20 protein-coding genes and 1 pseudogene are annotated in these 24,509 nt (G+C 71.5%); 5 read left to right on the top strand and 16 right to left on the bottom strand.

Going from position 1 to position 24,509, the window contains the following annotated elements:
• Window positions 1-152: 152 nt before the first annotated feature.
• Together ACIBEI_RS42570 and ACIBEI_RS42565 are read left to right on the top strand one after the other, a co-directional pair.
• Entirely contained in the window at window positions 153-1,013 is an 861-nt protein-coding gene (locus ACIBEI_RS42570) for a 3-hydroxybutyryl-CoA dehydrogenase (protein WP_398896263.1), read from the top strand.
• 304 nt (window positions 1,014-1,317) lie between these two features.
• Window positions 1,318-1,575, top strand: a complete 258-nt coding sequence (locus tag ACIBEI_RS42565) for a hypothetical protein (RefSeq protein ID WP_362077918.1) — start codon at window positions 1,318-1,320, stop codon at window positions 1,573-1,575.
• Between the two features lie 23 nt (window positions 1,576-1,598).
• Here the strand turns inward: ACIBEI_RS42565 and ACIBEI_RS42560 are convergent, their stop codons facing one another.
• From ACIBEI_RS42560 to infC, 10 genes and pseudogenes are all read right to left on the bottom strand, one after another.
• Entirely contained in the window at window positions 1,599-2,144 is a 546-nt protein-coding gene (locus ACIBEI_RS42560) for an NUDIX hydrolase (RefSeq protein WP_398896261.1), read from the bottom strand.
• 124 nt (window positions 2,145-2,268) lie between these two features.
• Window positions 2,269-3,609: a transcriptional regulator gene (locus ACIBEI_RS42555; RefSeq protein ID WP_362077915.1), complete on the bottom strand. Its 1,341-nt coding sequence runs from the start codon at window positions 3,607-3,609 to the stop codon at window positions 2,269-2,271.
• Between the two features lie 297 nt (window positions 3,610-3,906).
• The gene (locus ACIBEI_RS42550) at window positions 3,907-4,968 is read right to left on the bottom strand and encodes a PP2C family protein-serine/threonine phosphatase (protein ID WP_398896260.1); all 1,062 of its coding nucleotides are present in this window, start codon (window positions 4,966-4,968) and stop codon (window positions 3,907-3,909) included.
• Window positions 4,969-5,451: 483 nt separating this feature from the next.
• Complete coding sequence (pheT, locus tag ACIBEI_RS42545; RefSeq protein WP_398896258.1) at window positions 5,452-7,953, bottom strand: phenylalanine--tRNA ligase subunit beta; 2,502 nt, start codon at window positions 7,951-7,953, stop codon at window positions 5,452-5,454.
• The gene (gene pheS, locus ACIBEI_RS42540; protein ID WP_398896256.1) at window positions 7,953-9,107 is read right to left on the bottom strand and encodes a phenylalanine--tRNA ligase subunit alpha; all 1,155 of its coding nucleotides are present in this window, start codon (window positions 9,105-9,107) and stop codon (window positions 7,953-7,955) included. Before pheS ends, pheT begins: the two co-directional genes overlap by 1 nt.
• Before the next feature lie 146 nt (window positions 9,108-9,253).
• Complete coding sequence (locus ACIBEI_RS42535) at window positions 9,254-10,399, bottom strand: ATP-binding protein (RefSeq protein ID WP_398896255.1); 1,146 nt, start codon at window positions 10,397-10,399, stop codon at window positions 9,254-9,256.
• 79 nt (window positions 10,400-10,478) lie between these two features.
• Window positions 10,479-11,321 carry a TrmH family RNA methyltransferase gene (locus ACIBEI_RS42530; RefSeq protein ID WP_398896253.1) on the bottom strand — a complete coding sequence of 281 codons (843 nt, stop codon included), beginning with the start codon at window positions 11,319-11,321 and terminating at the stop codon, window positions 10,479-10,481.
• A 264-nt stretch (window positions 11,322-11,585) separates the two neighbouring features.
• The gene (gene rplT, locus ACIBEI_RS42525; RefSeq protein ID WP_003970214.1) at window positions 11,586-11,969 is read right to left on the bottom strand and encodes a 50S ribosomal protein L20; all 384 of its coding nucleotides are present in this window, start codon (window positions 11,967-11,969) and stop codon (window positions 11,586-11,588) included.
• 95 nt (window positions 11,970-12,064) lie between these two features.
• Window positions 12,065-12,259, bottom strand: a complete 195-nt coding sequence (rpmI, locus tag ACIBEI_RS42520; protein WP_019065473.1) for a 50S ribosomal protein L35 — start codon at window positions 12,257-12,259, stop codon at window positions 12,065-12,067.
• Window positions 12,260-12,390: 131 nt separating this feature from the next.
• Window positions 12,391-13,099: pseudogene (infC, locus tag ACIBEI_RS42515) on the bottom strand (translation initiation factor IF-3).
• Between the two features lie 401 nt (window positions 13,100-13,500).
• Between infC and ACIBEI_RS42510 the strand changes: the two are divergent.
• Window positions 13,501-13,857, top strand: coding sequence for a DUF1844 domain-containing protein (locus ACIBEI_RS42510; protein ID WP_055613892.1), 357 nt, complete (start codon window positions 13,501-13,503; stop codon window positions 13,855-13,857).
• A 77-nt stretch (window positions 13,858-13,934) separates the two neighbouring features.
• Here ACIBEI_RS42510 and ACIBEI_RS42505 read toward each other — a convergent pair whose 3' ends face one another.
• Complete coding sequence (locus ACIBEI_RS42505) at window positions 13,935-14,666, bottom strand: SseB family protein (protein WP_398896250.1); 732 nt, start codon at window positions 14,664-14,666, stop codon at window positions 13,935-13,937.
• A 215-nt stretch (window positions 14,667-14,881) separates the two neighbouring features.
• Here ACIBEI_RS42505 and ACIBEI_RS42500 point away from each other — a divergent pair, with 215 nt between their 5' ends.
• A complete protein-coding gene (locus ACIBEI_RS42500; RefSeq protein WP_398896249.1) occupies window positions 14,882-15,889 on the top strand; it encodes a serine hydrolase in 1,008 nt (335 codons plus the stop codon).
• A 79-nt stretch (window positions 15,890-15,968) separates the two neighbouring features.
• On the opposite strand, the gene mycP is transcribed toward ACIBEI_RS42500, so the two are convergent.
• Together mycP and ACIBEI_RS42490 are read right to left on the bottom strand one after the other, a co-directional pair.
• Entirely contained in the window at window positions 15,969-17,144 is a 1,176-nt protein-coding gene (mycP, locus tag ACIBEI_RS42495) for a type VII secretion-associated serine protease mycosin (protein ID WP_398896248.1), read from the bottom strand.
• A complete protein-coding gene (locus ACIBEI_RS42490; protein WP_398896247.1) occupies window positions 17,141-18,187 on the bottom strand; it encodes a hypothetical protein in 1,047 nt (348 codons plus the stop codon). The genes mycP and ACIBEI_RS42490 overlap by 4 nt, the downstream gene beginning before the upstream one ends.
• Before the next feature lie 1,857 nt (window positions 18,188-20,044).
• Between ACIBEI_RS42490 and ACIBEI_RS42485 the strand changes: the two genes are divergently transcribed.
• Window positions 20,045-21,247 (top strand): amino acid deaminase/aldolase, encoded by a 1,203-nt coding sequence (locus ACIBEI_RS42485; RefSeq protein WP_398896245.1) that lies wholly within the window; start codon window positions 20,045-20,047, stop codon window positions 21,245-21,247.
• A gap of 63 nt (window positions 21,248-21,310) precedes the next feature.
• Here ACIBEI_RS42485 and ACIBEI_RS42480 read toward each other — a convergent pair whose 3' ends face one another.
• Genes ACIBEI_RS42480 through ACIBEI_RS42470 form a run of 3 tightly spaced genes read right to left on the bottom strand, consistent with a single transcriptional unit; the run spans window position 21,311 to window position 24,504 of the window.
• Entirely contained in the window at window positions 21,311-22,276 is a 966-nt protein-coding gene (locus tag ACIBEI_RS42480) for a DUF2510 domain-containing protein (protein ID WP_398896278.1), read from the bottom strand.
• A 60-nt stretch (window positions 22,277-22,336) separates the two neighbouring features.
• Window positions 22,337-23,128 (bottom strand): 3-oxoacyl-ACP reductase, encoded by a 792-nt coding sequence (locus tag ACIBEI_RS42475; protein ID WP_398896243.1) that lies wholly within the window; start codon window positions 23,126-23,128, stop codon window positions 22,337-22,339.
• Window positions 23,125-24,504 (bottom strand): aldehyde dehydrogenase family protein, encoded by a 1,380-nt coding sequence (locus ACIBEI_RS42470; protein ID WP_398896241.1) that lies wholly within the window; start codon window positions 24,502-24,504, stop codon window positions 23,125-23,127. The genes ACIBEI_RS42475 and ACIBEI_RS42470 overlap by 4 nt, the downstream gene beginning before the upstream one ends.
• Between the last annotated feature and the right edge of the window lie 5 nt (window positions 24,505-24,509).

Raw genomic sequence — 24,509 nt, 5'->3', positions numbered from 1 at the left:
CCGGGTCCGCCTGGTCACGGACCGTTTCCACCGCACAGCATGCCCGACCCGGCCGGACGATCGTGCGCGGTTCCGGAGTAACGTGCGTGGCGGTGACAGGCACCGTACGGGGACCTGTCGGGCCAGTGACTGGTGAGAGCGAAAGGGACGATGTGACCGACATCGAACGCGTCGGAGTGGTGGGCTGCGGCCAGATGGGGGCGGGCATCGCCGAGGTGTGCGCCCGCGCCGGCCTGGATGTGAAGGTCGCCGAGACCACCGGTGAGGCGTTGGAGATTGGCCGGACCCGGCTCTACAACTCGCTCTCCAAGGCGGCCGAGCGCGGCAAGATCTCCGAGGAGGAGCGCGACGCCACCCAGGATCGGCTCTCCTTCACCACCGACCTCGGCGAGTTCTCCGACCGTGATCTGGTGATCGAGGCGGTCGTCGAGAACGAGCAGGTGAAGACCGAGATCTTCCAGGTGCTGGACCAGGTGGTGACGCGGCAGGACGCGATCCTCGCCTCCAACACCTCCTCGATCCCGCTGGTGAAGCTCGCCGTCGCCACGTCGCGTCCCGACCAGGTCATCGGCATCCACTTCTTCAACCCGGCCCCGGTGCAGAAGCTCGTCGAGCTGATCCCGGCGCTCACCACGTCCGAGGGCACCATCAGCCGGGCGCAGTCGCTGGTCGAGAAGATCCTCGGCAAGCACGCGATCCGTGCGCAGGACCGTTCGGGGTTCGTGGTCAACGCGCTGCTGATCCCGTATCTGCTCTCCGCGATCCGGATGTTCGAGTCCGGCATGGCGAGCCGCGAGGACATCGACAACGGGATGGAGCTGGGGTGTGCCCATCCGATGGGACCGCTCAAGTTGTCCGACCTGATCGGTCTCGACACGGTTTCGTCTGTCGCGTATTCGATGTACGAGGAGTACAAGGAGCCGTTGTACGCGGCTCCGCCGCTGCTTCAGCGGATGGTTGACGCGGGGCGGCTCGGGCGTAAGTCCGGGTCCGGGTTCTATACGTACGCCTGATTTCTGCGTGACCGCCTGAGCGGGCGCTTCCGCGGGTTGTCCGTTGGGTGCGGGTTCGTTGGGGCTTGTCGCGCAGTTCCCCGCGCCCCTTCGGGGCGCCCCCGGCGCGCGAAACTACTGTCCGTATAACCTCAGGCCGACGCGGGCCCGGCTCCCTTTTGGAGGCCGGGCCCGTGTCATTCACACACCGTGTGCGTGGCGGGCTCGCATATGCCCCTCGCACACTCTCCCCACGCGTCCACCAGGCGAGTTGACTTTCCGTGCGCATGAAGCGGATGTGCCGACTACGGAAAGGAGCGGACCCGTGACCGCCGACCCGGAGCATCCCGTGGTCCAAGGAGAACTCGCAGAGTTACGCCGCAAACTCGATGTGGCTCATGCCCGCGTCGAGGGCGGCCTGGCTCTGCTCAGCCATCGCGCCGAACAGACCGCCAAGGAGGTGAACGACCTGAGCGCACGGGTCGTCACCCTGGAACACACCCGCTGGCCGCTGCGCGCGGTAGCGGTCGTCACGGCCGTGGGCGCACTCGCCGTGGCGGTCTATCAGGCTCTGGGCCGCTGAGGCCCCAGGACGCGGTGGGGGGATCAGGGCAGAGCGTCCTGCCCGAGCCTCAGATGGTGCAGGAGGAGCAGCGCGGCTGCCATGTTGGCGGCCGGGACCTCGCCGCGGGCGACCATGTCGGGGACGAGCTTGAGGGGAACCCATTCCCGACGGTCCGACTCGAAGTCGTCCACGGGATGCCCGATGTACGCGCCTTCGTCGGCCCAGTAGATGTGGTGCCGGGCGTCGGTGAGCCCGTTGGAGGGCTCGACGCTCATCAGATGGCGCAGGGGTCCCGGTCGCCACCCGGTCTCCTCCTCCAGTTCGCGGGCCGCCGCGACCGCGATGTCCTCGCCTTCCTCGACGACACCCGCGGGGAGTTCCCATCCCCAGCTGTCGGTGATGAAGCGGTGCCGCCACAGCAGCAGCACCTCGTTCGCCTCATTCACCACAGTGGCCACGGCGACGGGCCGCAGCCGTATTAAGAAGTGATCGAGGTGCCGACCGTCCGGCAGCTCGACATCTGCGAGATTGACGCTGAACCAGCGGTTTGCATACACAGTTTGTTCGTTCAGTTTCGTCCACTGCACTTTTCTGCCACCTTCCGCCGAGTAGATGGCAATATGGCAGCAGGAGCGTCTTCACAGCGCAGCGGCAGGAGCAGAGTTGCCCACCGCGGGGAGGCTCGGGGGCTCCCGGCGGTGGTCGGAACGTCTAGAGCGGTACGCGCAGTGCCCCGTCGATGAGTTCAGCGGCTTCGGAGGTGCCCGCGCACCCGTTGGCCACCAGGTGTTCGCGTACCGCCCGCAGTCTGTCGCGCAGCCGCTGGGACTCCATCCCCCGGGCCCGCTCCGCCATTTCGACCGCGGTCACCACCGCCTTGTCGGCGTTGCCCTGGCGCAGTTCGATCTGGCTGAGCATGGCGAGCCGGTGCACCCTGCCCCGGTCGTGCGCCGGGTTGTCCACGGCCGCCGCGGCGTGCTCCCGCGCGGCGGACAGGTCGCCGAGGCTCAGGAGTGCCTCCGCCACCTGTACGTTCACCAGACCGGGTTGGACATAGCCGGTCTCGTCCGGTTCGTAGCCGCGCCGGATGCGCTCGGCGGCCTGCTCGGCACGCCGGATGCAGGACAGCGCGCTGCTGCCGTCGCCGAGGTGTGCGTACGCCTTGGCCTGCATCGCGTAGAGGTCCGACGCGAGCGCCGGAGTGATGTGCCGGCCCGCGGCGCGCAGGGCGGCCTCCGCGAAGGCGACCGCCTGCCGGTGCTCACGCATGAAGAGCGCCTGGTTGACGAGGAGCGCGATGACATAGGCGCCAAGTCCTCTGTCCCCGCTGGCCTTCGCGAGTCGGAGCGCCTGGTGGAAGTACCGCTGGGCCAGGCCGTGCGCGTCGGAGTCGTAGGCGCAGATGCCCGCGATCGCCACCAGGCCGCCGGTGGCCCGGTGCAGCTGGCGGCCGGTGGCGTCGGTGTAGCTGCCTCTGAGGAGCGGCGCGGTCTCGGAGTTGAGGAAGCCGACGATGCGGGTACGGGTCGCCACGCCACCGGCCTTGCGGTACATCTGCTCGTAGTGGGCGCGGGCGGCGCGCAGCATCTCGATGTCGGACATGCTCACGCGGTGCCGTCCGCCGCGCGAGACGTCCACGTCCTCGGGCGGGTTCTCCCACTCCCACACGGGCATCACGGCGGGCGTGCCGGTGACGGCCGGGGCGCCGAGGATATGCGGGCGCTGCTGCTCGTCGGAGCGCCACAGCGCGGTGGCACGCTCCACGAAACCGGAGAGCGTCGTCCCGTGCGGGGTGGCCGGTTCGCCGGGCACGCCGAGGCCGATGTCGTCGAGTGTGACGGGCCGTTGGAGCCGGCCGGCGAGTACCTCGCAGATCAGATCGGGCACCTGGCCGCGCGGTCGCTGCCCCTTCAACCACCGCGCCACGGCCGTGTGTTCGTAACGGAGTGCGAGGCCACGCGCCCGGCCTGCCTGGTTCACATGGGCGGCGAGTCCCGCGTGCGAGATCCCGGCCTCGTCGAGGATCGCGTCGAGCAGAGTGTTGGGCTGCATGAATGCCATCCGGTGGCTCGGTGCAGACGGTGCTGCATAACGTAGCGCCTCCGTCTTCACACGGGGTGTGAACGGAGTGCCCGAATCCGGGCAGTACGCGCGCTGTTGCGGAGAGTTGCCACCCGGTTGACTGAATTGCCTCGTAAGAGGCCGGCCGGGCCGCCGGCTCCCCCTCGTACAGTGCGGCGGCCCGATTCGCGCCGTCCGCCCAGCTGCCTGCCCGACACTCCGTGGCGGGGCGGACGGCTCCGCCGGTTCGCTCCGCCGGGTTGGGCCGGACGACAAAGCGCCGGACGACTAAAGGTGGTTGGTCGGCTGCGGGTCCATCGTGGCTTGTCGCGCAGTTCCCCGCGCCCCCAAGGGGGCCCGACCGTGCTGACGATCGTTGCGTAGGACCACTACGGCTACGTCATCCGTCGGGAGTCCTCCCGCGTGGCGCAGCAGTTGGGTGAAGACCGTGCGGAGTACCGCCTGGGGTGAGACGGGTTGGGTGTGGGCGGCCTCGGTGAGTGTCGTGGCGAGGGGAAAGAACCGGCCGTCGCCGTCGCGGGCGTCCTCGACACCGTCCGTGTGCAGGAACAGCGTCTCGCCGGGCAGGAAGGGCCCGCAGTTGACGACGGGCAGTTCGGCGGGGAGGGGGAAGAGCCCGAGGGGAGGAAGGGGGTCGCCGAGGGCTAGGTGCTCCACCTGTCCTCGTACCCCGACCGGTTCCGCGTGGTGGCGCAGCAGATACGGCCACGGATGACCGCAGTTGAGGGCACGGATCTCGCCGTCGGGGCCGATCTCCAGGAGCAGGACGGTGACGAACTCCTCGGCGACCGGGTTGTCGGGGTCGAGACCGGACGAGGGGTGCTCGGCCTTCGCGCGCTCCCGCAGATGGCGGGCCATGGCGCGCTCCAGCCTCCGTAGTACGCCCGCGAGTTCGGCCTCGTCGTGGACGGCCTCGCGGAAGCTGCCGAGCACGGCGGCGACGGTACGGAGGGCGGCGAGCCCGTGCCCTCGGACGTCGCCCATCACGATCCGCACCCCGTGCTCGGTGCCGATCACCTCGTACAGGTCTCCCCCGACGGTGGCCCCGCGGTCGGCGGAGAACTGGGCCGCCGCGATGTTCAGCCCGTCGACGCGCGGTGGCGGCGGGCGAAGGAGGGCACCCTGGGCAGCCCCCGCGACCTTGCGGATCTGCCGGAGTTCGCGCAGCAGCCCTCGTCTGACGTGCATCATCAGGCCCGTGCCGACGGCGAAGAAGACGGCACAGCTGACGATCCGGGCGCCGAGCCCGTTCTGCTGGGCGAGCGGACAGGCCAGTTTGTACGTGATCGCCGCCGCGCCCCACACGGCGGGCAGCCCCATCTCCAGCATCCGCCGCAGTCGTTGCTGATCCCGGCCGAGCCGACGGATCTCACCGCGGCCCGGCCGCCGGGCCCGGGCCCGGCACAGTCTGTCGGCCGGTGTGCGACCGAGCGTCCGGGAGACGGTTTTCCGCCATCGTGTCCGGTGGCTCACCCCGGGACTGGCCCGACGGAGACCCCCAGCCTTGGTATGGATCATGCCGATGGCCCCCCTAAGGCCCTGTTCAGCGCAGGCACCGGCCTGTTCGGCCGGGTCGATTCTGTCGATCGCCTGCCCCGATCGGCCCGGATCGCCCACACTTCTCACCCGAATGAGTGAGGTGACACGAACAGCGCCCCGAAAGGGGCACGGGGCTGTGAAATTTTGCGGCTCCGCCGCGAGAGCACGACCAGCCACGGGCCCCTGAAAGAGGCGCGGGGAACTGCGCGACAAGCCACGACGCATCCGCGGCAAGCCATCAACCCGCAGTTCCCCGGCACCACTTACAAAGAGCTAGCTCCGAAGAACAGCTCCCGCACGCTCACCCGCGAGGGCAACGGCCGCGTCACGCGCCGCGGAGGCCTCGTCCACGGTCAACGTGCGATCGTCCGCGCGGAAGCGCAACGCGTACGCCAGCGACTTCCGCCCCTCGCCGAGCTGCTCGCCCGCGTAGACGTCGAACAGCCGGATGGACTCCAGCAGTTCGCCCGCCCCCTCGCGGAGCGCGGCCTCGACGTCGGCCGCCGGCACGTCCTGGGAGACGACCAGCGCGACGTCCTGCGTGGCCACGGGGAAGGTCGACACGTGCGGACCCTGCGGAACGCCCGCACTCGCCGCCTCCAGCACGTCCAGGTTCAGCTCCATCGCACAGGTGCGCGCGGGCAGCCCCAGAGCCTTGAGGACACGGGGGTGCAGCTCGCCCGCGTACCCGATGACCCGCTCGGCACCGTCGAGGACGACGGCCAGCTCGGCGCAGCGGCCCGGGTGCCACGGCCCGTACTGGCCCTGGCGCACGAGGAGTTCGGTCCCCGCCTCGCGAGCGAGGGTGCGCGCGGACTCGACGGCGTCGGCCCAGTCGGCCGGGCGGCCCTTGCCCCACCAGCCGGCCTGCTCACGGGCGCCCGCGAGGACGACGGCGGCATGCCGGGGCTGGACGGGGAGCGCGGCGGTGAGGGACGCGATCTCCTCGTCCGTGGGACGGCGGTCGACGGGCAGCCGTACCGCGACGCGCAGTTCGTCCTGCGGGTGGAAGACCAGGCCCGTCTCGAAGAGCGCCAGGTCGTGCGAGCCCCGCCCGTCGTTGCGGCGCAGCGCCTGGAGCAGGCCCGGCAGCAGCGTCGTACGGAGTGCGGGCTCCTCGTCGGAGAGCGGGTTGACCAGCTTGACGACCCGGCGCTTCGGGTCGTCCGCGGCCAGGCCGAGCTGGTCGAAGACGTGCTCGCCGATGAACGGGTAGTTCAGCGCCTCGACATAGCCCGCGCCGGCCAGCGCGCGGCCGACCCGGCGGTGCAGCCGCTGCCGGTCGGTGAGGCCGAGGCCCGCCGGGGGCTTCGGCAGCGTCGAGGGCAGGTTCTCGTAGCCCTCGAGACGGATGACCTCTTCGGCCAGGTCGTTCGGGTCCGTCAGGTCGGGCCGCCAGGACGGCACGGTGACGATCAGCTCGTCCTGCCCATAGACGTCGCAGCCGACCTCCTGGAGACGGCGTACGACGGTCTCGCGGCCGTAGTCGACGCCCGCGACCTTGTCCGGGTGGTTCGCCGGGATGCTGATGGTGCGCGGCGCCGAGGGCGCGATGACCTCGGTGACGCCCCCGTCGGCGGTGCCGCCCGCGAGGAGGACCAGCAGGTCGACCGTGCGCTGGGCGGCGGCGGACGTGGCCTGAGGGTCGACGCCCCGCTCGAAGCGCTTGGACGCCTCGGAGGCCAGCTTGTGGCGGCGGGCCGTGCGGGCGATGGAGATCGGGTCGAAGTGCGCGGCCTCGACGACGACCTCGGTGGTGGTGCCCTCGGTGTCGTCGATCTCGGTGTGGGCACCGCCCATGACACCGGCCAGGCCGATCGGCCCGCGGTCGTCGGTGATCACCAGGTCCTCGGCGTCCAGCGTGCGCTTGGTGCCGTCGAGGGTGGTGAGCTTCTCGCCCGGCTCGGCCCGGCGCACACCGATCGTGCCCTGGACGCGGGAGCGGTCGTACGCGTGCAGGGGCTGACCCAGCTCCAGCATCACGTAGTTGGTGATGTCGACGGCCAGCGAGATCGGGCGCATGCCCGCCTTCTGGAGGCGCCGCCGCAGCCAGATCGGGGAGTGCGCCTCGGGCGAGAGACCGGTGACGGTACGCGCGGTGAAGCGGTCGCAGCCCTGCGGGTCGGAGACCTGCACCGGGTAGCCGAACGCGTTCGGACCCGGCACGTCGAGCAGCGCCGGGTCGCGCAGCGGCAGGCCGTACGCGGTGGCGGCCTCGCGGGCGACGCCGCGCATCGACAGCGCGTAGCCGCGGTCGGGCGTGACGGCGATGTCGAGGACCTCGTCGACGAGTTCGAGCAGCTCGACGGCGTCCGTGCCGACCTCGTGCTCGGGCGGCAGCACGATGATGCCCCCGCTGCCGTCGTCGCCCATGCCCAGCTCGTCGCCGGAGCAGATCATGCCGTGCGAGGTCTTGCCGTACGTCTTGCGCGCGGCGATCGCGAAGTTGCCGGGCAGGACGGCGCCGGGCAGGACCACGACGACCTTGTCGCCGACGGCGAAGTTGCGGGCGCCGCAGACGATCTCCTGAGGCTCACCGGTGCCGTTGGCCGTGCCGACGTCGACCGTGCAGAAGCGGATGGGCTTCTTGAAGCCCTCCAGCTCCTCGATGGTCAGCACCTGGCCGACGACGAGCGGCCCCTTGAGGTCGGCGCCGAGCTGCTCGACCCTCTCGACCTCCAGGCCGGCGGAAACGAGCTTGGCCTGCACATCGCGGCCGGTCTCGGTGGCGGGGAGGTCGACGTACTCCCGCAGCCAGGAAAGCGGGACCCGCATCAGATCTCCATCCCGAACGGCCGGGTGAACCGGACGTCACCCTCGACCATGTCTCGCATGTCTTCGACGTTGTGGCGGAACATCAGCATCCGCTCGATGCCGAACCCGAAGGCGAATCCGCTGTACTTCTCGGGGTCCACACCGCAGGCGGTCAGCACGCGCGGGTTGACCATGCCGCAGCCGCCGAGCTCGATCCAGCCCTCGCTGGAACAGGTGCGGCAGGAGCGGTCGGGGTTGCCGACGGACTCGCCCTTGCAGACGTAGCAGAGCATGTCCATCTCGGCGGACGGCTCGGTGAAGGGGAAGTAGTTCGGGCGCAACCGGGTCTTCATGTCCGCGCCGAAGAGCGACTGGACCATGTGGTCCAGGGTGCCCTTGAGGTCGGCCATGGTCAGGCCCTCGTCGACGGCGAGCAGCTCGATCTGGTGGAAGACCGGGGTGTGCGTGGCGTCCAGCTCGTCCGTGCGGTACACGCGGCCGGGGCACACGACGTAGACGGGCGGCTCCCGGTCGAGCAGCGCGCGGGCCTGCACGGGCGAGGTGTGCGTCCGCAGCACGACACCGGACTCGCCGTCGCTGTCGCCCGCGGCGGAGCCGCTGTCGGATGCAGCCTTGGGGCCCTGTACGAAGAAGGTGTCCTGCATCTGCCGGGCCGGGTGGTCCGGGCCGAAGTTCAGGGCGTCGAAGTTGAACCACTCCGCCTCGACCTCGGGGCCCTCCGCGATCTCGTATCCCATGGACACGAAGACGTCCGCGACCCGCTCCATCATGGTGGTCAGCGGGTGCCGGGCGCCGGACGGTACGCGGTCGTGGGGCAGCGTGACGTCCACGGCCTCCTCGACCAGCACGCGTGCGTCGCGCTCGGCCTCCAGTTCGGCCTGGCGGCCGGCGAGCGCCTTGTTCACCGCGCCGCGGGCCTGGCCGACCAGCTTGCCGGCGGCGGCCTTGGCGTGCGGGGGCAGGGCGCCGATCTCGCGGTTGGCGAGGGCCAGCGGCGAGGCGCCGCCGGTGTGGGCGACCTTGGCCTCCTGGAGCGCGTCGAGGTCACCGGCGGCGGCGAAGGCGGCGAGCGCCTCGTCCCGCATGCGCTCGATCTCTTCCGGTTTCAGTGCCTCGACCTCAACAGGGTCGTACGACTTGTTCGGTGCCGACATCTCTTCCCGTGCTTCCGATTGGTTGGCCAACGGTCCCCGTCGCGACTCGCGGGACGCCCTGTCCCTGAAAAGGGGACGCAAAGGTGCCAAAGGCCGAGTCTAACGGGGGTGAGGTGTGCGAATGCGCCCGTGGGGCCTCTTCGGCGTTACTGCAAGTACGCCGGGGTGCCCACGGGCAACGTAAATCGGAACTGTGCGCCGCCCTCGGGGGCGCGGCCGACCGTGATGGTGCCGCCGTGGGCCTCGACGATGCCCTTGACGATGTAGAGGCCGAGGCCGGTGCCGCCGCGCTTGCTGCCCCGCCAGAAGCGGGTGAAGACGCGGTTCATGGACTCCTCCGGGATGCCGGGGCCTTCGTCGCTCACCGTGACCGACGTGCAGGCGTCCTCTCCTTCGCGGAGTGACGGCGCGGGCTCCACGTCGATGGTGACGGTTCCCTCGCCGTGGCGCACCGCATTTTCCAGCAGGTTGCTGAGCACCTGGTCGACCTTGTCGGGGTCGGCCCACAGATCGGGCAGGGGCTGGCCGATACGGAGCAGGAAGCGGTCGGCCGACTGGCCGGAGGCGACGTACGCCTGGATGTGCCGGCCGACGGCGGCGCCTATGTCGACGGGCTGACGGCGCAGTTCGAGGCGGCCTGAGTCGATGCGCGAGATGTCGAGGAGCTCTGCGATGAGGCGGGTGACCCGGTTGGCGTCCGCGTCCACTGTCTCCAGCATCAGCTTCTTCTGGTCGTCCGTGAACCGCTCCCACTTGGCGAGCAGCGTCGCCGTGAAGCCCTTCACGGAGGTGAGCGGCGAGCGCAGCTCGTGGGCGACGGTGGCGATCAGCTCGGCGTGACTGCGCTCGGTGCGGCGGCGGGCCTCGGTGTCGCGGAGGGAGACGACGACCCGGCGGATCGGGCCGGTGGGCCGCACCCGCACGTACCGTGCGGAGACCAGGACCTCCCGCCCCCCGGGGAGCAGCAGATTGCGCTCGGGCTGTCCGACCCGGATCGCCAGCCCGCCGTAGGGATCGGTCAGCTGCCACCAGCGGCGGCCTTCGAGGTCCTCTAACGGCAGGACCCACTCGAGATGCCGGCCGAGGGCATCGGCGGCGGACGTGGCGGTGATGCGTTCTGCCGCGGCGTTGAAGCAGATCACCCGGCCGCGCTCGTCGGCGATCACGAGTCCGTCGGGCAGTTCGTCCGGGTCGAGGCCGAGTTCGGCGAGATCGCCGTGCCGGGACGCGGGTGCGCTCCGCACGTCATGTGCCCGCAGTGCGCTCTTCGCACCGCTCGTGCCGACACTCATCCCCGTACCCCACCTCTCGTCTGGCGCAGGGCCCCCGAGCCCGTCACCCTACTAGCTGGGAGTGACGAAACGGACCCCCTCAGGAACCAGCAGGGCGGGCACGCTGCGCACGAGCCGACGCGTAGAGACATACGGCGGCCGCCGTCGCGAGGTTCAAGCTCTCGGCCTTGCCGTGAATGGGTACGCGCACGACGGCGTCCGCCAGCGCGCGCGTCTCCTCCGGGAGCCCCCACGCCTCGTTCCCGAAGATCCAGGCGGTGGGCCCGCTCATGGTGCCCTTGTCGAGTTCGTCGTCGAGGTCGTCCTCGCCCGCGCCGTCGGCGGCGAGAATCCGCACCCCGGCGTCCCTCAGCCCCCGCACCGCGTGCTCCACGGGTACGCCGACCGCGACGGGCAGATGGAACAGCGAACCGACCGAAGCCCGTACGGACTTGGGGTTGTAGAGGTCGACGGACGCGTCGGTGAGGACGACGGCGTCGGCGCCCGCGGCGTCGGCGCAGCGCAGGACGGTGCCCGCGTTCCCGGGGTCCCGGACGTTCGCCAGTACGGCGACCAGCCTGGGCCCGGCCTTGAGGATCTCCTCGAACGGCGTGTCCAGGAACCGGCAGATCCCGACGAGTCCCTGCGGGGTGACGGTCGTCGAGATGTCCGCGATCACGTCCTCGGCGGCGAGGTGCACCCGGGCCCCGGCGTCCCGGGCCTCCCCCACGATGTCGGCGTACCGCTCGGCGGCGTCCGGCGTCACGAACAGCTCGACCAGCGTCTCGCCGCCGTCGCCACGGTGCCCGGCGGCCTCCCGCACGGCCTGCGGCCCCTCCGCGAGGAACAGCCCCTCCTTCCCTCGGAAGTTCCGCCTGGCAAGCCGCCGGGCGGCGGAAACGCGCGCGGAACGGGGGGAGATCAGCTCGGGGCCGACAGGCATGGGTTCACCTTTGGTTCACGGGTGGGGTGCGTCATTCCGCCACATCACAGGGCTGTGCTTCACAGCCCCGGGCAAGTCATCCTGCCGGGTTCACGGGGCCGGGGCAGGCTTCTCGTTTCCGCCGCGGCGGCGCTCAGCCACGACGGCGAATTCCGGCGGTGCCGAACCGGCCGGCCCCACGCGCGGCGGAGGAAAACACAAGTGGACCCGCAAGCCGAGAGGCGAGCGGGTCCACAGCAGTTCCGGCCAAGGCCAGCGCGAGCGTCACGCAGCCTTCGGCGCGTTGACGTCCGACGGCAGCGCCTTCTGCGCGACCTCGACGAGCGCGGCGAACGCGTTGGCGTCGTTGACGGCCAGCTCGGCGAGGATCTTGCGGTCCACCTCGATGTTGGCGGCCTTCAGACCCTGGATGAGGCGGTTGTACGTCATGCCGTTCTGGCGGGCCGCAGCGTTGATGCGCTGGATCCACAGCTGACGGAAGTCACCCTTGCGCTTCTTGCGGTCGTTGTAGTTGTAGACCAGCGAGTGGGTGACCTGCTCCTTGGCCTTGCGGTACAGGCGCGAACGCTGACCGCGGTAGCCGGAGGCCGCCTCGAGGATCGCCCGGCGCTTCTTGTGGGCGTTGACTGCCCGCTTGACGCGTGCCACTTGTTAACTCCTTGTAGCGGGGCCGTGGTGGTCGTCACACGGCCCGAATTCGATTGGGTCCCGGTCCAGACGTACGGCGCCGAGGCGCCCGGACGTCACTTGCCGAGAAGCTTCTTGATCTTCTTGGCGTCGCCCGGGGCCATCTCGGCGTTGCCGGTCAGGCGGCGCGTCACGCGCGACGACTTGTGCTCGAGCAGGTGGCGCTTGCCGGCACGCTCGCGGAGCACCTTGCCGGAGCCGGTGATCTTGAAGCGCTTGCTGGCACCGCTGTGCGACTTGTTCTTCGGCATAGCGCCGTTCTCTCCTCGTCAGTGGCGCTCCTGTGCCCGGTCGTGAAACCGGGCACAACGGAACGTCATGTGTATCGGTTGACGTCCCCGGACTCTCGTCCGGGAACCCCCTTGGGACTGGCGCCCCGGGATCAGGCCTCGGCGGAAGCCTCGGCCGGAGCCTCGGCAGTCTCCGTGTCGGCGTCGGCGACCTCTCCGTCGGAGATGTCGTCACCCGCGTGGTTCTGCGACTTGCCCGGGTTGGCCTTCGCCTCCGCCTTGCGGGCCGCCTGGGCCTCACGGGCCTCGGCCATCGCCTCGGTCTTCTTCTTGTGCGGACCGAGAACCATGATCATGTTTCGGCCGTCCTGCTTCGGGTTGGACTCGACGAACCCGAGGTCCTCGACGTCCGAAGCGAGACGCTGCAGCAGTCGGTAGCCGAGTTCCGGCCGGGACTGCTCGCGACCACGGAACATGATCGTGATCTTGACCTTGTCGCCCTGCTTGAGGAACCGGACGACGTGACCCTTTTTGGTGTCGTAGTCGTGCGGGTCGATCTTCGGCCGGAGCTTCATTTCCTTGATGACCGTGTGCGCCTGGTTCTTGCGCGCCTCACGGGCCTTCATGGCCGACTCGTACTTGAACTTCCCGTAGTCCATGAGCTTGCAGACCGGGGGACGCGCGCTCGCAGCCACCTCGACCAGGTCGAGGTCGTACTCCTGCGCAAGCTCCAGGGCTTTGGCAAGCGGAACAATCCCGACCTGCTCGCCGCTGGGACCGACAAGTCGCACTTCGGGAACGCGAATCCGGTCGTTGATGCGGGGCTCGGTGCTGATGGATCCTCCTCGGATAGCACCACACGGACTGTCTGGCAAACAGCTCGCATACGTCTCTTTGACTGGACCAACCGCCGCGGCGCATGAAAAATGCCCCGGACAGGACACAGGCGGTGGCTCCAAGAATGACCGGAGCACCGCCGCGGTGGCCCGCGGGGCGCATATCCAGCGACTCCATCGTCCGTACGGAACGATGGTGGCCGCCTGACCGGGTGACCCGCCGTCCCGGAGGACAGTCGGGTGGGAGATCGGAGCCTCCACTTGCGGGCCGGGCACAGGAGTGACCGGCCGGTCGTTACACAAGGTTAGCAGCTCCCCCCGGGTGGTGCGAATCGGCCTGCATGCACTGTTCTCCGGCTGTTCCGAGGAAGGGGAACAGTGCTCCCGCGGACGGGGGCCGACGAGCCGGGGCCTATCGTGTGGGGCATGAGTGAGACCCCTCCTGAGACCCCCGACTTCGACGCCATGACCCGCGACATCGCGGAGGTCCCCGCGGTCGAGGTCCTCGTGACGGTCGCCGTCAACCTGATGAGCGCCGCCGCCGTGAAGCTCGGTCTGACCGAGGAGGGCGACAAGTACAAGGACCTCGACGAGGCACGCAAGCTGGTGCACGCGCTCGCCGGGCTGCTCGACGCGAGCGCGACCGAGATCAGCTCCTTCCACGCGGCCCCGCTGCGCGACGGCCTGAAGTCGCTGCAGCTGGCGTTCCGCGAGGCGTCGCTCGTCCCGGACGAGCCGGGCCAGGGCCCGGGCGAGAAGTACACGGGCCCGGTCTTCGGCTGACCCGCCCGCCACGACCCTTTTCCGGCGTACGCCCACCCTTCTCCGGCGTACGCCCAGCCGTCCGTGGCGTACGCCCACTACTGGCGTACGTACAGGGGCTCGCCCGGTGGCGTCGCCTCGGCCGGCAGGAGTGCCAGGTCGAGGCCGCGTACCAGGCGGGCCCTCAGTGTTTCGTCCGCCGCGAGGCGCCGGGCGACGGCCTGGGCGGTCTCGGCCGGGTCGGCGGACGGGTCCAGTACGAGGGCGAGCGTGCCGTCGGCCCGGCCGGGGCCGAGGTGGGCGCGGAGCACCAGGGGTTCGTCGGCGACCGCGACGCGCACCGCGGCGACCACCGCGGGATCGGCCAGCGGGTCCGTCGTGGTGCGCCCCTCGGCGAGTGCCAGCAGGGCCGGGCCCGTCAGCTCGTACGGGACCGGGCCCGCCAGATCGAGTACGACGGTGTCGGCCTTCTCGTGGGCGGCGGCCTGGAGAGCCTGGTGCAGGGGTACGGCGACGGGGCGGGCCTCGGGGTCCCAGCGGGCCAGCGACTCGGTGGACGTGAAGGCCGGCAGGGCCGTCCTGTTGCCGGCCTTGAGGGTGGGGACGGCCATGTCGCTGGTCTTCTCGCGGCGCAGCCCGTTCTCGTCCTCCTCGACCTCACCGAGCACGGCGACGACGGGGACAAGGAGCCGGGCCCCCTTGAGTGCCGCGAGGACGGGGCCGTGTGCGGACCGGTCCTCGGCCCAGGCCGTGAGCGCCGCGCTCAGCCGGGGGTCGGCCGAGCCGTCGTCGTCGGAGAAGCCGGGGTCGGGGATGTTCTTGTTCGCCACGGGCACCGAGCCTATCGGTGAGCGGTGGCGGTCCGTCCGGTGGGCGACACCGGCCCGTCCGGCGGGGAACCTCGGCCCGTCCGGTGGGCCGATCGTGCGGTTTGCGCCGCTCGGAAACGCGTCGTTCACGAGGTTCACGGGTTTCTCAGGGATCGCTGACACGCTTCTAACATCCGTCTAACCGGGCGCACAGTGCCGGGGCCCACGATCGCGGCATGTTCCCCCACAGGGCTCGTCCGCGCAGTGGCCGTCCGTCCCGCCGCAGGGCTCTCGTGTACGCCTCGGTCGCCTCCGTCGTGCTCGTGGGCGCCGCCTCCTCGGGGACGATGCACGTGCAGGCGCAGGCACACGACGGCGAGGGGCTCGTATCGTCCTCGGTGGCGCCCGGCGCGGAGGCTTCGTCGGGGGCGACGGAAGTCATGGAGGCGACGGTGGAATCTGCGGCTGTGCCCACGTCCGCGGCCAGTTCCAGGACCAGGCCCGAGCCAGCGGTGGACCGGAACGCGCTGCTCGCCGAGGCGGTGGAGGCCGTGGCCGTCGAGGACGGGGCGGAGGTGTCGGTGGCGGTGCTCGACGTCTCGTCCGGTGAGAGTGCCGTGTACGGGGACGGCGCGTTCGACACCGCGAGCATCGTGAAGGTCGACATCCTGGCCTCGTTGCTGTTGCGGGCGCAGGACGCGGGGCGAGGGCTCACCGCGCAGGAGAAGACGTACGCCGCCGCGATGATCCGGAACAGTGACAACGCGTCGGCGACCGCCCTGTGGACGGCGATCGGGCAGGCGGAGGGGTTGCGGGCGGCGAACGATCGGTTCGGGCTGCGGAACACGGAGGGTGGGGACGGGGCCTTGTGGGGGCTTACACAGACCACGGCCGCCGATCAACTCACCTTGTTGCGTCAGGTGTTCGGGGAGAAGTCGGAGTTGAGTGCCGGCTCTCGGGCGTATCTGGCCGGGCTCATGGGGGAGGTCGCCGTGGGGCAGGACTGGGGGGTGTCCGCGGCCGCGTCTGGGGTGGGGGTCTCTGAAGTCGCCCTGAAGAACGGGTGGTTGCCTCGGAGCGCGACCGGGTTGTGGGACATCAACAGTGTGGGGCGGGTGGGTGTGGGCGGCGGTCGGGAGTATCTGGTGGCTGTGTTGTCCGACGGCAACTCGTCGAAGGAGAAGGGGGTTTCGGTGGTGGAGGCGGTTGCGAAGGCCGCCGTGTCTTGTTTTGAGGGGGACTGATCGCTCCCGCGGGACCGGTGAGGATGTGCGGGTCGTGGTGGGCTGGTCGCGCAGTTCCCCGCGCCCCTAAAAACCCGCCCTACGGGGCGGTCGGTTTTCTGCTGCCTCGCCAGAGGATGATGGCCACTACCAGGAGGACGCCGCCGGTGCTGCCGGCCAGGGGGCCGACCCAGGCCGAGGTGGGCCTGTCCTCCTTGGCGGTGTCGGGGCCGTTGCCGAAGTACTTGTTGTTGTGGGCCGCGGCTTTCAGGCCCTCGGGCTTCAGGTCCGCGCCTTCCTTGATGGCTGCCGCGGGGTCCACGAAGCCGAAGCCCCGGGAGTCGTCTCGGCCGCCGGTGGGGGCGTCACGGGCCGTGTCCTCCAGGAGCTGCTTGATCTGGGCCGGGGACAGGCCCGGGTGGGCCGCCTTGATGAGGGCGACCGCGCCGGAGACGAAGGCCGACGCGGCGCTCGTACCCCAGCCCTCGTAGTACTTCCGGTCCGGATCGGCGATGACGACGTCGACGCCGGGCGCGCTGACCGTGGCGTACCAGCGGCGGGTGGAGAACGAGGCGCGGGTGCCGTAGCGGTCGACGGCCGTCGCGGCGATGACGCCCGGGTAGGCCGCCGGGTACGAGATGTGGTCGCCCTTCTCGCCGCCGTTGCCTGCCGAGGCGACGACGACGGCACCCTTCTTCAGGGCGTACTGGACGGCGGCGTCCTCGGAGGCCTCGGGGTGGGCGGACTTGGAGTCGTCGCCGAGGGAGAGGTTGATGACGTCGGCGTCGTGGTCGGCGGCCCAGCGGATGCCTTCGGCGAGGGCGTTGCCACGGGTGTTGCGGGCCTTGCCGCGGGCGGAGTCGCCGTCTTCGAGGATCACGCGGACGGGGAGGATCTTCGCCTCGGGGGCGATGCCCATGACCCCGTCGGCGTCGCCCACGCCGTGTCCGTGGCCCGCGATGATGCCCGCCATCGCCGTGCCGTGGCGGGCCCAGGGCCGGTCGCCGCGGCCGGCGCCGAAGCCGACCATGTCCTTGCCGGCGAGGACGTTGCCCGCGAGGTCCGGGTGTTCGTCGTCGACGCCCGTGTCGAGGACGGCGACGGTGATGCCCTTGCCCTTCGTCGTCTGCCACGCCTCCTGCGTGTGCATCGCGTCGAGGGCCCACTGCTTGGCTCGGATGCCGTCGGCGTGGGCGGCGGTGGCGGGCAGGAGGGCGATGGTGGCGGCCATGAGGCCGACCACGAGTCTCCTCCCGGGCAGGGTCCCGCGGGTCATGACGGCTTCTCCGTGGCCGAGTTGACGGTTTTCCGGAGGCTTCGCTCGATGCGGTCGGCCAGGCCCTGTGCGTCGTGGCCCAGGCCGCCCTGGGCGGAGGGCGTGGTGGCGTCGGCCTTCATCGCGTCCTCGGCGGGTTGCGGTTCGGTGAAGGTACGGCCGTCGGCGAAGCCGGACACGGCGTAGACGACGACCGGGGCGTCGGTCAGGACCGACACGGTCCAGGACGCGCGCTGGGCGTCACCGAACCCGGCGGCGAGGGTGCCCTGCGCCGCGTACGGGCGGGGCATGAGGTCGCGCCGCCGGTCGAGGCCCTGCGAGTTGAACCGGGCGCGCAGGGTGCCCATGGCCGCGGAGTCCGCCTTCGTGAACAACAGGCCGACCGTGGTGACGTGGCTGCGGGTGGCGTCCGTGTAGGTCGCGCGCAGGAGGCGCAGACAGCCCGCGGGGGCGAGGGCCTTGCGCAGGAGCGGGTCGAAGGCGTCCTTGCAGCCGCTGTCAGGGGCCACGGCGATACGGGTCCAGGTGCGGTCGGCACCGCCCGGGCCCGCGCCCTCGCCGTCGACGGTGGGCGGGAACAGTTCGTCCACGGGGATGCTGTGCCACAGGGCCCCGGCCGCCGTGAACACGTCCGGTGTTCCGGCCCCGCCCTCGCTGTCACCGCTCAGCCAACTGCCCGTCACCGCACCGCCGATGAGCCCGAGCCCCAGCACGACACAGGTCACGACGGCCGCGAGGCGGGGGCGCGGCCGGGCTCCTCCCGTGCGCGGCTGGACGGTGTCGTTGTCGTACGTGTCGGGGGTCGCGAGGGACACGAAGGGGCGGGGGGTCGGGTCCGGGGGGTCGGTGACGTGCGGAGCGGGGTCCGTGAAGGACTCCGCCGAGCTGGACAGGTGAATGTCGTGGCGGCGCGGGGCGCTGGGAGCCGCGGGCGGGTCGGCCGGGACGGGCCGGAGCCTGGTGGTGGTCTCCGTCGGGGTCTCCCAGGGGGCGCCGGTTCGCCGCGCGGAGGGGTGGAGGAACGTGCTCGGCCGCGGCGGCACGGGCGGCCTGGCCGGGCGTTCCGCCGCACCGGGCCCGGACGGCGGCGCGACGCGGCGTTCGGGGGCGCCGGGCCCGCTCGACGGAGCGACCCGGGGCTCGGCGGCGCCAGGCCCGGACGGCGGCGCGACCCGGCGTTCCGCGGCGCCCGGCCCGGACGGTGGCGCGACTCGGCGTTCGGGTGTGCCCGGCCCGCTCGGCGGAGCGACCCGGCGTTCCGCAGCACCGGACCCAGACGGCGGCGCGACCCGGGGCTCGGCGGTGCTCGGCCCGGACAGTGGCGCGACGCGGCGTTCGGGTGTGCCCGGTCCGCTCGGCGGAGCGACGCGGCGTTCGGCGGCGCCAGGCCCGCTCGGCGGAGCGACCCGGCGTTCGGCGGCACCGGGCCCGCTCGACGGAGCGACCCGGGACTCGGCGGTGCCCGGGCGGGGCGCCGGAGTCTCCGGCCTCGGTGGGGCGAAGGGTCGTAGGGGCAACCCGGAGCCGGGGCGCTCCTGGGACGTGCTGTTGGCCGTCCGCGGATCGGTGGCGGGGCGAGGCGGGACGGACCTGCCCTCGCCGTTCGCCATCGGGCCGCGGGACTCCGCCGCGGGCCGCGACGGACCATCGGTCCCCCGAGTGGTCCGAGTGCTCCGGCCAGCCGCTCCCGCTCCTCCCGGAGCGTTCGCGGGACGCGGCGGGGCCCCGGCCGCCCCCTCGGCGTTCCTCCTCGGAGCATGCGGATCCCCTGCCGGACGCGGCGGGAAGCCGACCCGCCCGGCAGGCCCCGCGGTCGCCCCTGACTCCGTCGCCGGACGCTGCGGCGCACCAGCCCGCCCGGCACCCGTTCCCGACCCGGTCGCCGGACGCCGTGGGACATCGGTCTGGTCCGTGGTCCTTGAGGCGGCCCCGGGATCACGCGCCGGACGCGGCGGAACACCGGTCTGTTCGGCACGTCCCGCTGTCGCGCCGGGGGCACCTGCCGGACGTGGCGGAACACCCGTCTCTTCAGCTCGCCCCGGTGTCGCGCCGGGGGCGCCGGCCGGACGTGGCGGACGAGCCGTGTTCTCCGGGCTCGTCGGGGAGGTGCGGGGACCGGTCGCCGGACGTGGCGGGACGGACGGTGTCCCTGTCCGTTCCACGCGGGGCATGGCACCCGTGTCGTGCGGCGGTGTGTCCGGGAAGCGTGCCGAAGCGGGCGGCGGCGGGGGCGTCTCCGGTTCGTGTCGCCGTTCGCCGGCGGGACGGAGGTTCGGAAAGCGGGACGACGCGGCCGAGGACGTGCCTCGGGGGCCGGTCCCGTCCGACACGTGCGGCCGGTGTGGGGTGCCCTGGGTGCCGGAGCCCGGCCGAGTTCCCGAGACGCCGGGCCTCAGCGGGGCATCTCCGAAGTCGCGCCTGGGCAGAGGGTCCGTATCGTCGGAGTCGGAGTCGGATCCCTCAGGGCCCCGCGGAGCACCCGCGGTCCCGGGCTCGTGCGGCGCGCGTCCGGTCCGCGCAGGTCCGAAGGCGTCGTGCCAGGGTCGGCGGTCCTGGCTCTCGGGCGCCTCGGCGGCACCCCGACCCGACGGCGTACCCGGGTTTCCCGTATCCCCGGACCCCTCGGACTGCTCTCGTCCGCTCTCCGCCGCAGGCTGCTCGGGGGGCGTCGAGGGCCGTGGAGGAATGGAGGCGCGGCGCGCTTCCGTGCTCATGCACCCCCCGTTTCCTCGGCCCCGGCGACCGGCCCGCCGAAGGATCCCCTCCGGACCCGTTCCCTGCTTGCGTGCGCGTCACTCTACGGGTTGACGCTGTGCGAGTGGGAACCAGTCGGCAGGCCCGGGGCATCTGCCCGGAACGTCCCCCTACCCTGCGGTAATCAGGTCTGGCAGGCTTCGCCCATGACTGCCCGCGCCGCAGACCGGGCCCGTTACGACCGGGCCACCGCTCACCTAGACGCACCCGTCGCCATCGTGGACTTGGAGGCCTTCGACGCCAACGCCGAGGATCTCGTGCGGAGGGCGGCAGGCAAGCCCGTACGCGTCGCGAGCAAGTCCGTACGTTGCCGTGCGCTGCTCGAACGCGTGCTGGCCCGGGAGGGTTTCGCCGGGATCATGTCGTTCACGCTGGCCGAGTCGCTGTGGCTGGCGCGCTCCGGTTTCGAGGACGTACTGCTCGCGTATCCGTCCGCGGACCGCAAGGCGTACGCGGAGCTCGCCGCCGATCCGAAGCTCGCGGCCGCCGTGACGGTCATGGTCGACGACCCGGCGCAGCTGAAGCTGATCGACGACGCCCGGGACGGCGGACGCGAAGAGGTGCGTGTGTGCCTGGAGTTGGACACCGCGCTGAAGATGCTCGGCGGCCGGGTCCGGGTCGGCGCCCGCCGTTCGCCGCTGCACTCCCCCGCCCAGGTCGCCGAGATGGCTCGTACGGTCGCTCGTCGGCCCGGTTTCCGGCTTGTCGGGATCATGGCGTACGAGGGGCACATCGCGGGGGTGGGCGACTCCGTGCAGGGGCGGCCGCTGCGGTCGCGTGCGATCCGGCTGATGCAGGCCACGGCCCGCAAGGAGCTGGCGCAGCGCCGTGCGGACGTCGTGCGGGCGGTCCGGGCCGTCGTGCCGGACCTGGAGTTCGTCAACGGCGGTGGCACGGGCAGCGTCCAGCACACCGCGGCCGAGGACTCGGTGACCGAGATCGCGGCCGGGTCGGGGCTGTACCAGCCGCGGCTCTTCGACAACTACACGTCGTTCAGCGGGCGTCCGGCCGCGCTCTTCGCGCAGCCCGTCGTGCGCAGGCCGGGGGTGGGTGTGGTGACCGTCCTCGGCGGCGGCTACCCGGCGTCGGGCGCCGCGGGCCCCGACCGGTCGCCCGTGCCGTACCTGCCCGAGGGGCTGCGGTACGACGCCCAGGAGGGGGCCGGCGAGGTGCAGACGCCGCTGCTCGGCTCGCCCGCGGACGATCTGCTGATCGGCGACAAGGTGTGGTTCCGGCACGCGAAGGCCGGTGAGCTGTGCGAGCGGTTCGACGTGCTGCAACTCGTGGAGGGCGACGCGGTGACGGCGACGGTCCCGACCTATCGCGGAGAGGGCCACACGTTCCTCTAGCCACAGTCGACCTGCCGGTGGCCGACCAGCCGACAGCCGGCCTGCTGTGCGGGCCGGAGTCGGTCACTCGGTGGGGCCGATGCTGCTGCCCACCCCGCCGCCCGTGCCCTCGTCGCCTACCGGCCGGATCCCCTTGGTGATCCGGTCCATGTCGGCGAGGGGCGGCCCCTCCTCGCCCGCGTCGAAGGCGTACCGCACCATGACCATCGACTCCGAGCCGACACTGGACGGGAACGCCATCGACTGGACGTAACCTCCCGGCCCCGCCTCGGTCCTGACGCGCCAGCGCACGAAGTACCCGGTGCGGCCGGCGACCGCCACCGACCCCTGCTCGACCACCTCGTGGGAGGTGATGCCGTGGAAGGGGCGCTGGTTGACCTTGTTGCGGTCGTAGGCGCGGTCGGCCGCCTCGGATATGTCGTCCTTGGCGAGGGTCTCGGGGGACTTCTCGTCGTTCGAGGTGACCGTGCGCGAGATGACCGTGCCGTGGCGGCAGAGGCCGTCGTCGCCCGGGCAGTCGTACGTCCCGGACGTGGTCATCATGATGTCGGTCTCGGTGACGCTCTGGGGTCTGGCCCAGCCGTCGAGGAGCGGCAGGGTGATGCCGTTCAGCTCGTCCACGACGACGGAGGGGTCGTCGGCGGACGGTTCGGAGCTGGACTCCGAGGGCGAGGGCGAGGACTCGGTGCTCGTGGGCGCGGACGACGTGGGCGTCGGCGCGGTCTGCGTCTGCGGGTCGCCGTCGTCCCCTCTCAGGACGACGGCGCCCGTGACGATCGCGGCGACCAGCACGGCCGCCGCTGCGGTGAGGGCGATCGCCTTCGCGCGTCCGGAGCCGCGGGAGGCGCCGGAACCGCCGGTCCCGAGCGGTACCGTCGGCGTCGAGGGCGTGAACTGCGGCTGCGCGTACGACTGTTGGGGCGTCGCCGCCTCGGGTGAGCGCCGGTGTTCGGTCCAGGCGGTCCCGTCCCACCAGCGCTCCACGTGCGGGGCGGAGGGGTCCCGGTACCACCCGGGCGGGGGCGTCATGCTCATCCCGGCACTCTAGGCGCCACCCGTCACCGGCACACGGCCGCCTCCGTCGGAGGTCTAGAGCGGGGTCACGTATGCGCCAGAGATCCCGCCGTCCACCAGGAAGTCCGTGGCGTTCACGAACGAGGAGTCGTCGCTGGCGAGGAACGCGACCGCCGCGGCGATCTCCTCGGCCCGTGCGAAGCGCCCGACCGGGATGTGTACGAGGCGGCGCGCGGCCCGCTCCGGATCCGTGGCGAACAGTTCCTGGAGGAGAGGCGTGTCGACCGGCCCCGGGCACAGCGCGTTCACGCGGATGCCCTCCCGGGCGAACTGCACGCCCAGTTCACGGGACATGGCGAGAACTCCGCCCTTGGAGGCCGTGTACGAGATCTGCGAGGTCGCGGCGCCCATCCGGGCCACGAACGACGCGGTGTTGATGATCGAACCCCTGCCCTGCTGCCGCATGTAGGGGATCGCGGCCTTGCAGCACAGGTACACGGACGTGAGGTTGACCTCCTGGACGCGCTTCCAGGCCTCCAGGCCCGTCTCCAGGATCGAGTCGTCGTCGGGCGGCGAGATGCCCGCGTTGTTGAAGGCGATGTCGACGGATCCGTACGTGTCGTACGCGGTCCTGAAGAGCGCCTCGACCTGCTCGGGGTCGGTGACGTCGACCTTCACGAAGACGCCGCCGATCTCCTCGGCGGCCGCCTTGCCCCGGGTCTCGTCGACGTCGCCGCAGACGACGTGGGCGCCCTCGGAGGCGAGCCGGCGGGCGGTGGCGAGGCCGATGCCGCTGCCGGCCCCGGTGATGACGGCGGTACGGCCGACCAGGCGGCGGCAGATGATGTCGTCGGTCGATGCGCTCACTGTGCGGGGCCCTCCGTGCTGATGAAGACGTTCTTGGTTTCGGTGAAGGCGGCGAGGGCGTCCGGGCCGAGTTCACGGCCGATGCCGGACTGCTTGAAGCCGCCGAAGGGGGTCCAGTAGCGGACGCTGGAGTGGGAGTTGACGGACAGGTTCCCGGCGCGGACGGCGCTGGAGACGCGCAGGGCGCGGCCCACGTCCCGGGTCCAGATGGAACCGGACAGGCCGTACTCGGTGGCGTTGGCGAGGCGGATCGCGTCGGCCTCGTCCTCGAAGGGCAGGACCACGGCGACCGGTCCGAAGACCTCCTCGACGGCCACGCGCGCGTGGGACTCGATTCCGGTCAGGACGGTGGGCGGGAACCAGAAGCCGGGGCCTTCGGGGGCGGTGCCCCTGATGCCGCTCAAGTCATCGGTGACGTACGACCGTACGCGCTCCAGCTGGGGCCTGGAGATCAGCGGGCCCATGGCGGTCTTCTCGTCGGCCGGGTCGCCGACGACGACGGACTCGATCGCCGGGGCGAGGAGTTCGAGGAAGCGGTCGTAGGCGGACCGCTGGACGAGGATGCGGGTGCGGGCGCAGCAGTCCTGGCCGGAGTTGTCGAGGAAGGACATGGGGGTGGCGGCCGCGGCGGCCTCGATGTCGGCGTCGGCGAAGACGATGTTGGGGCTCTTGCCGCCGAGTTCGAGGGTGACGCGCTTGAGAAGCGCGGAGCCCTTCGCCAACACCTGTTTGCCCACGGTTGTTGACCCCGTGAAGACGATCTTCGCGACCCCGGGGTGTTCGACCAGCGCGTTGCCGGTGATCGCGCCCGCTCCCGGGAGCACCTGGAAGAGGTGCTCCGGCAGCCCCGCGACCAGGGCGAGTTCGGCGAGCCGCAGGGCCGTCAGCGGGGTCGTTTCGGCAGGCTTGAGGATGACCGCGTTGCCCGCCGCGAGCGCCGGAGCCGTACCCCAGGCCGCGATGGGCATCGGGAAGTTCCAGGGTGCGATGATCCCGACGACGCCCAGCGGTTCGAGGATCGTGATGTCGAGACCGCCCGGCACCGGGATCTGGCGCCCGGTGAGCCGCTCCACGCCCCCGGCCGCGTAGTCGAGCAGATCACGCACGTTGCCCGCCTCCCAGCGGGCGTTGCCGACGACGTGCCCGGCCTCGCGGACCTCCAACTGGGCGAGCTCTTCCAGATGTTCATCGACGACGACGGCGAACCGACGCAACAGCCGGGCCCGCTCGCCGGGAGCCAGGGCGGCCCATCGGACCTGCGCCTTTTCCGCCCGTACGACCGCGGCGTCGACGTCCTCGGGGGTGGCGCCCGGGACGGTGGTGATGACCTCCTCCGTCGCCGGGTTGAGAACCACCAGTTCGTGCAGGTGCGACAACTTCG

It is taken from the genome of Streptomyces sp. NPDC050988, assembly GCF_044456225.1.
Taxonomy (GTDB): Bacteria; Actinomycetota; Actinomycetes; order Streptomycetales; family Streptomycetaceae; genus Streptomyces.
Note: the sequence above shows the minus strand (reverse complement) of the source record. Positions and strands in the feature narration are given on the sequence as shown.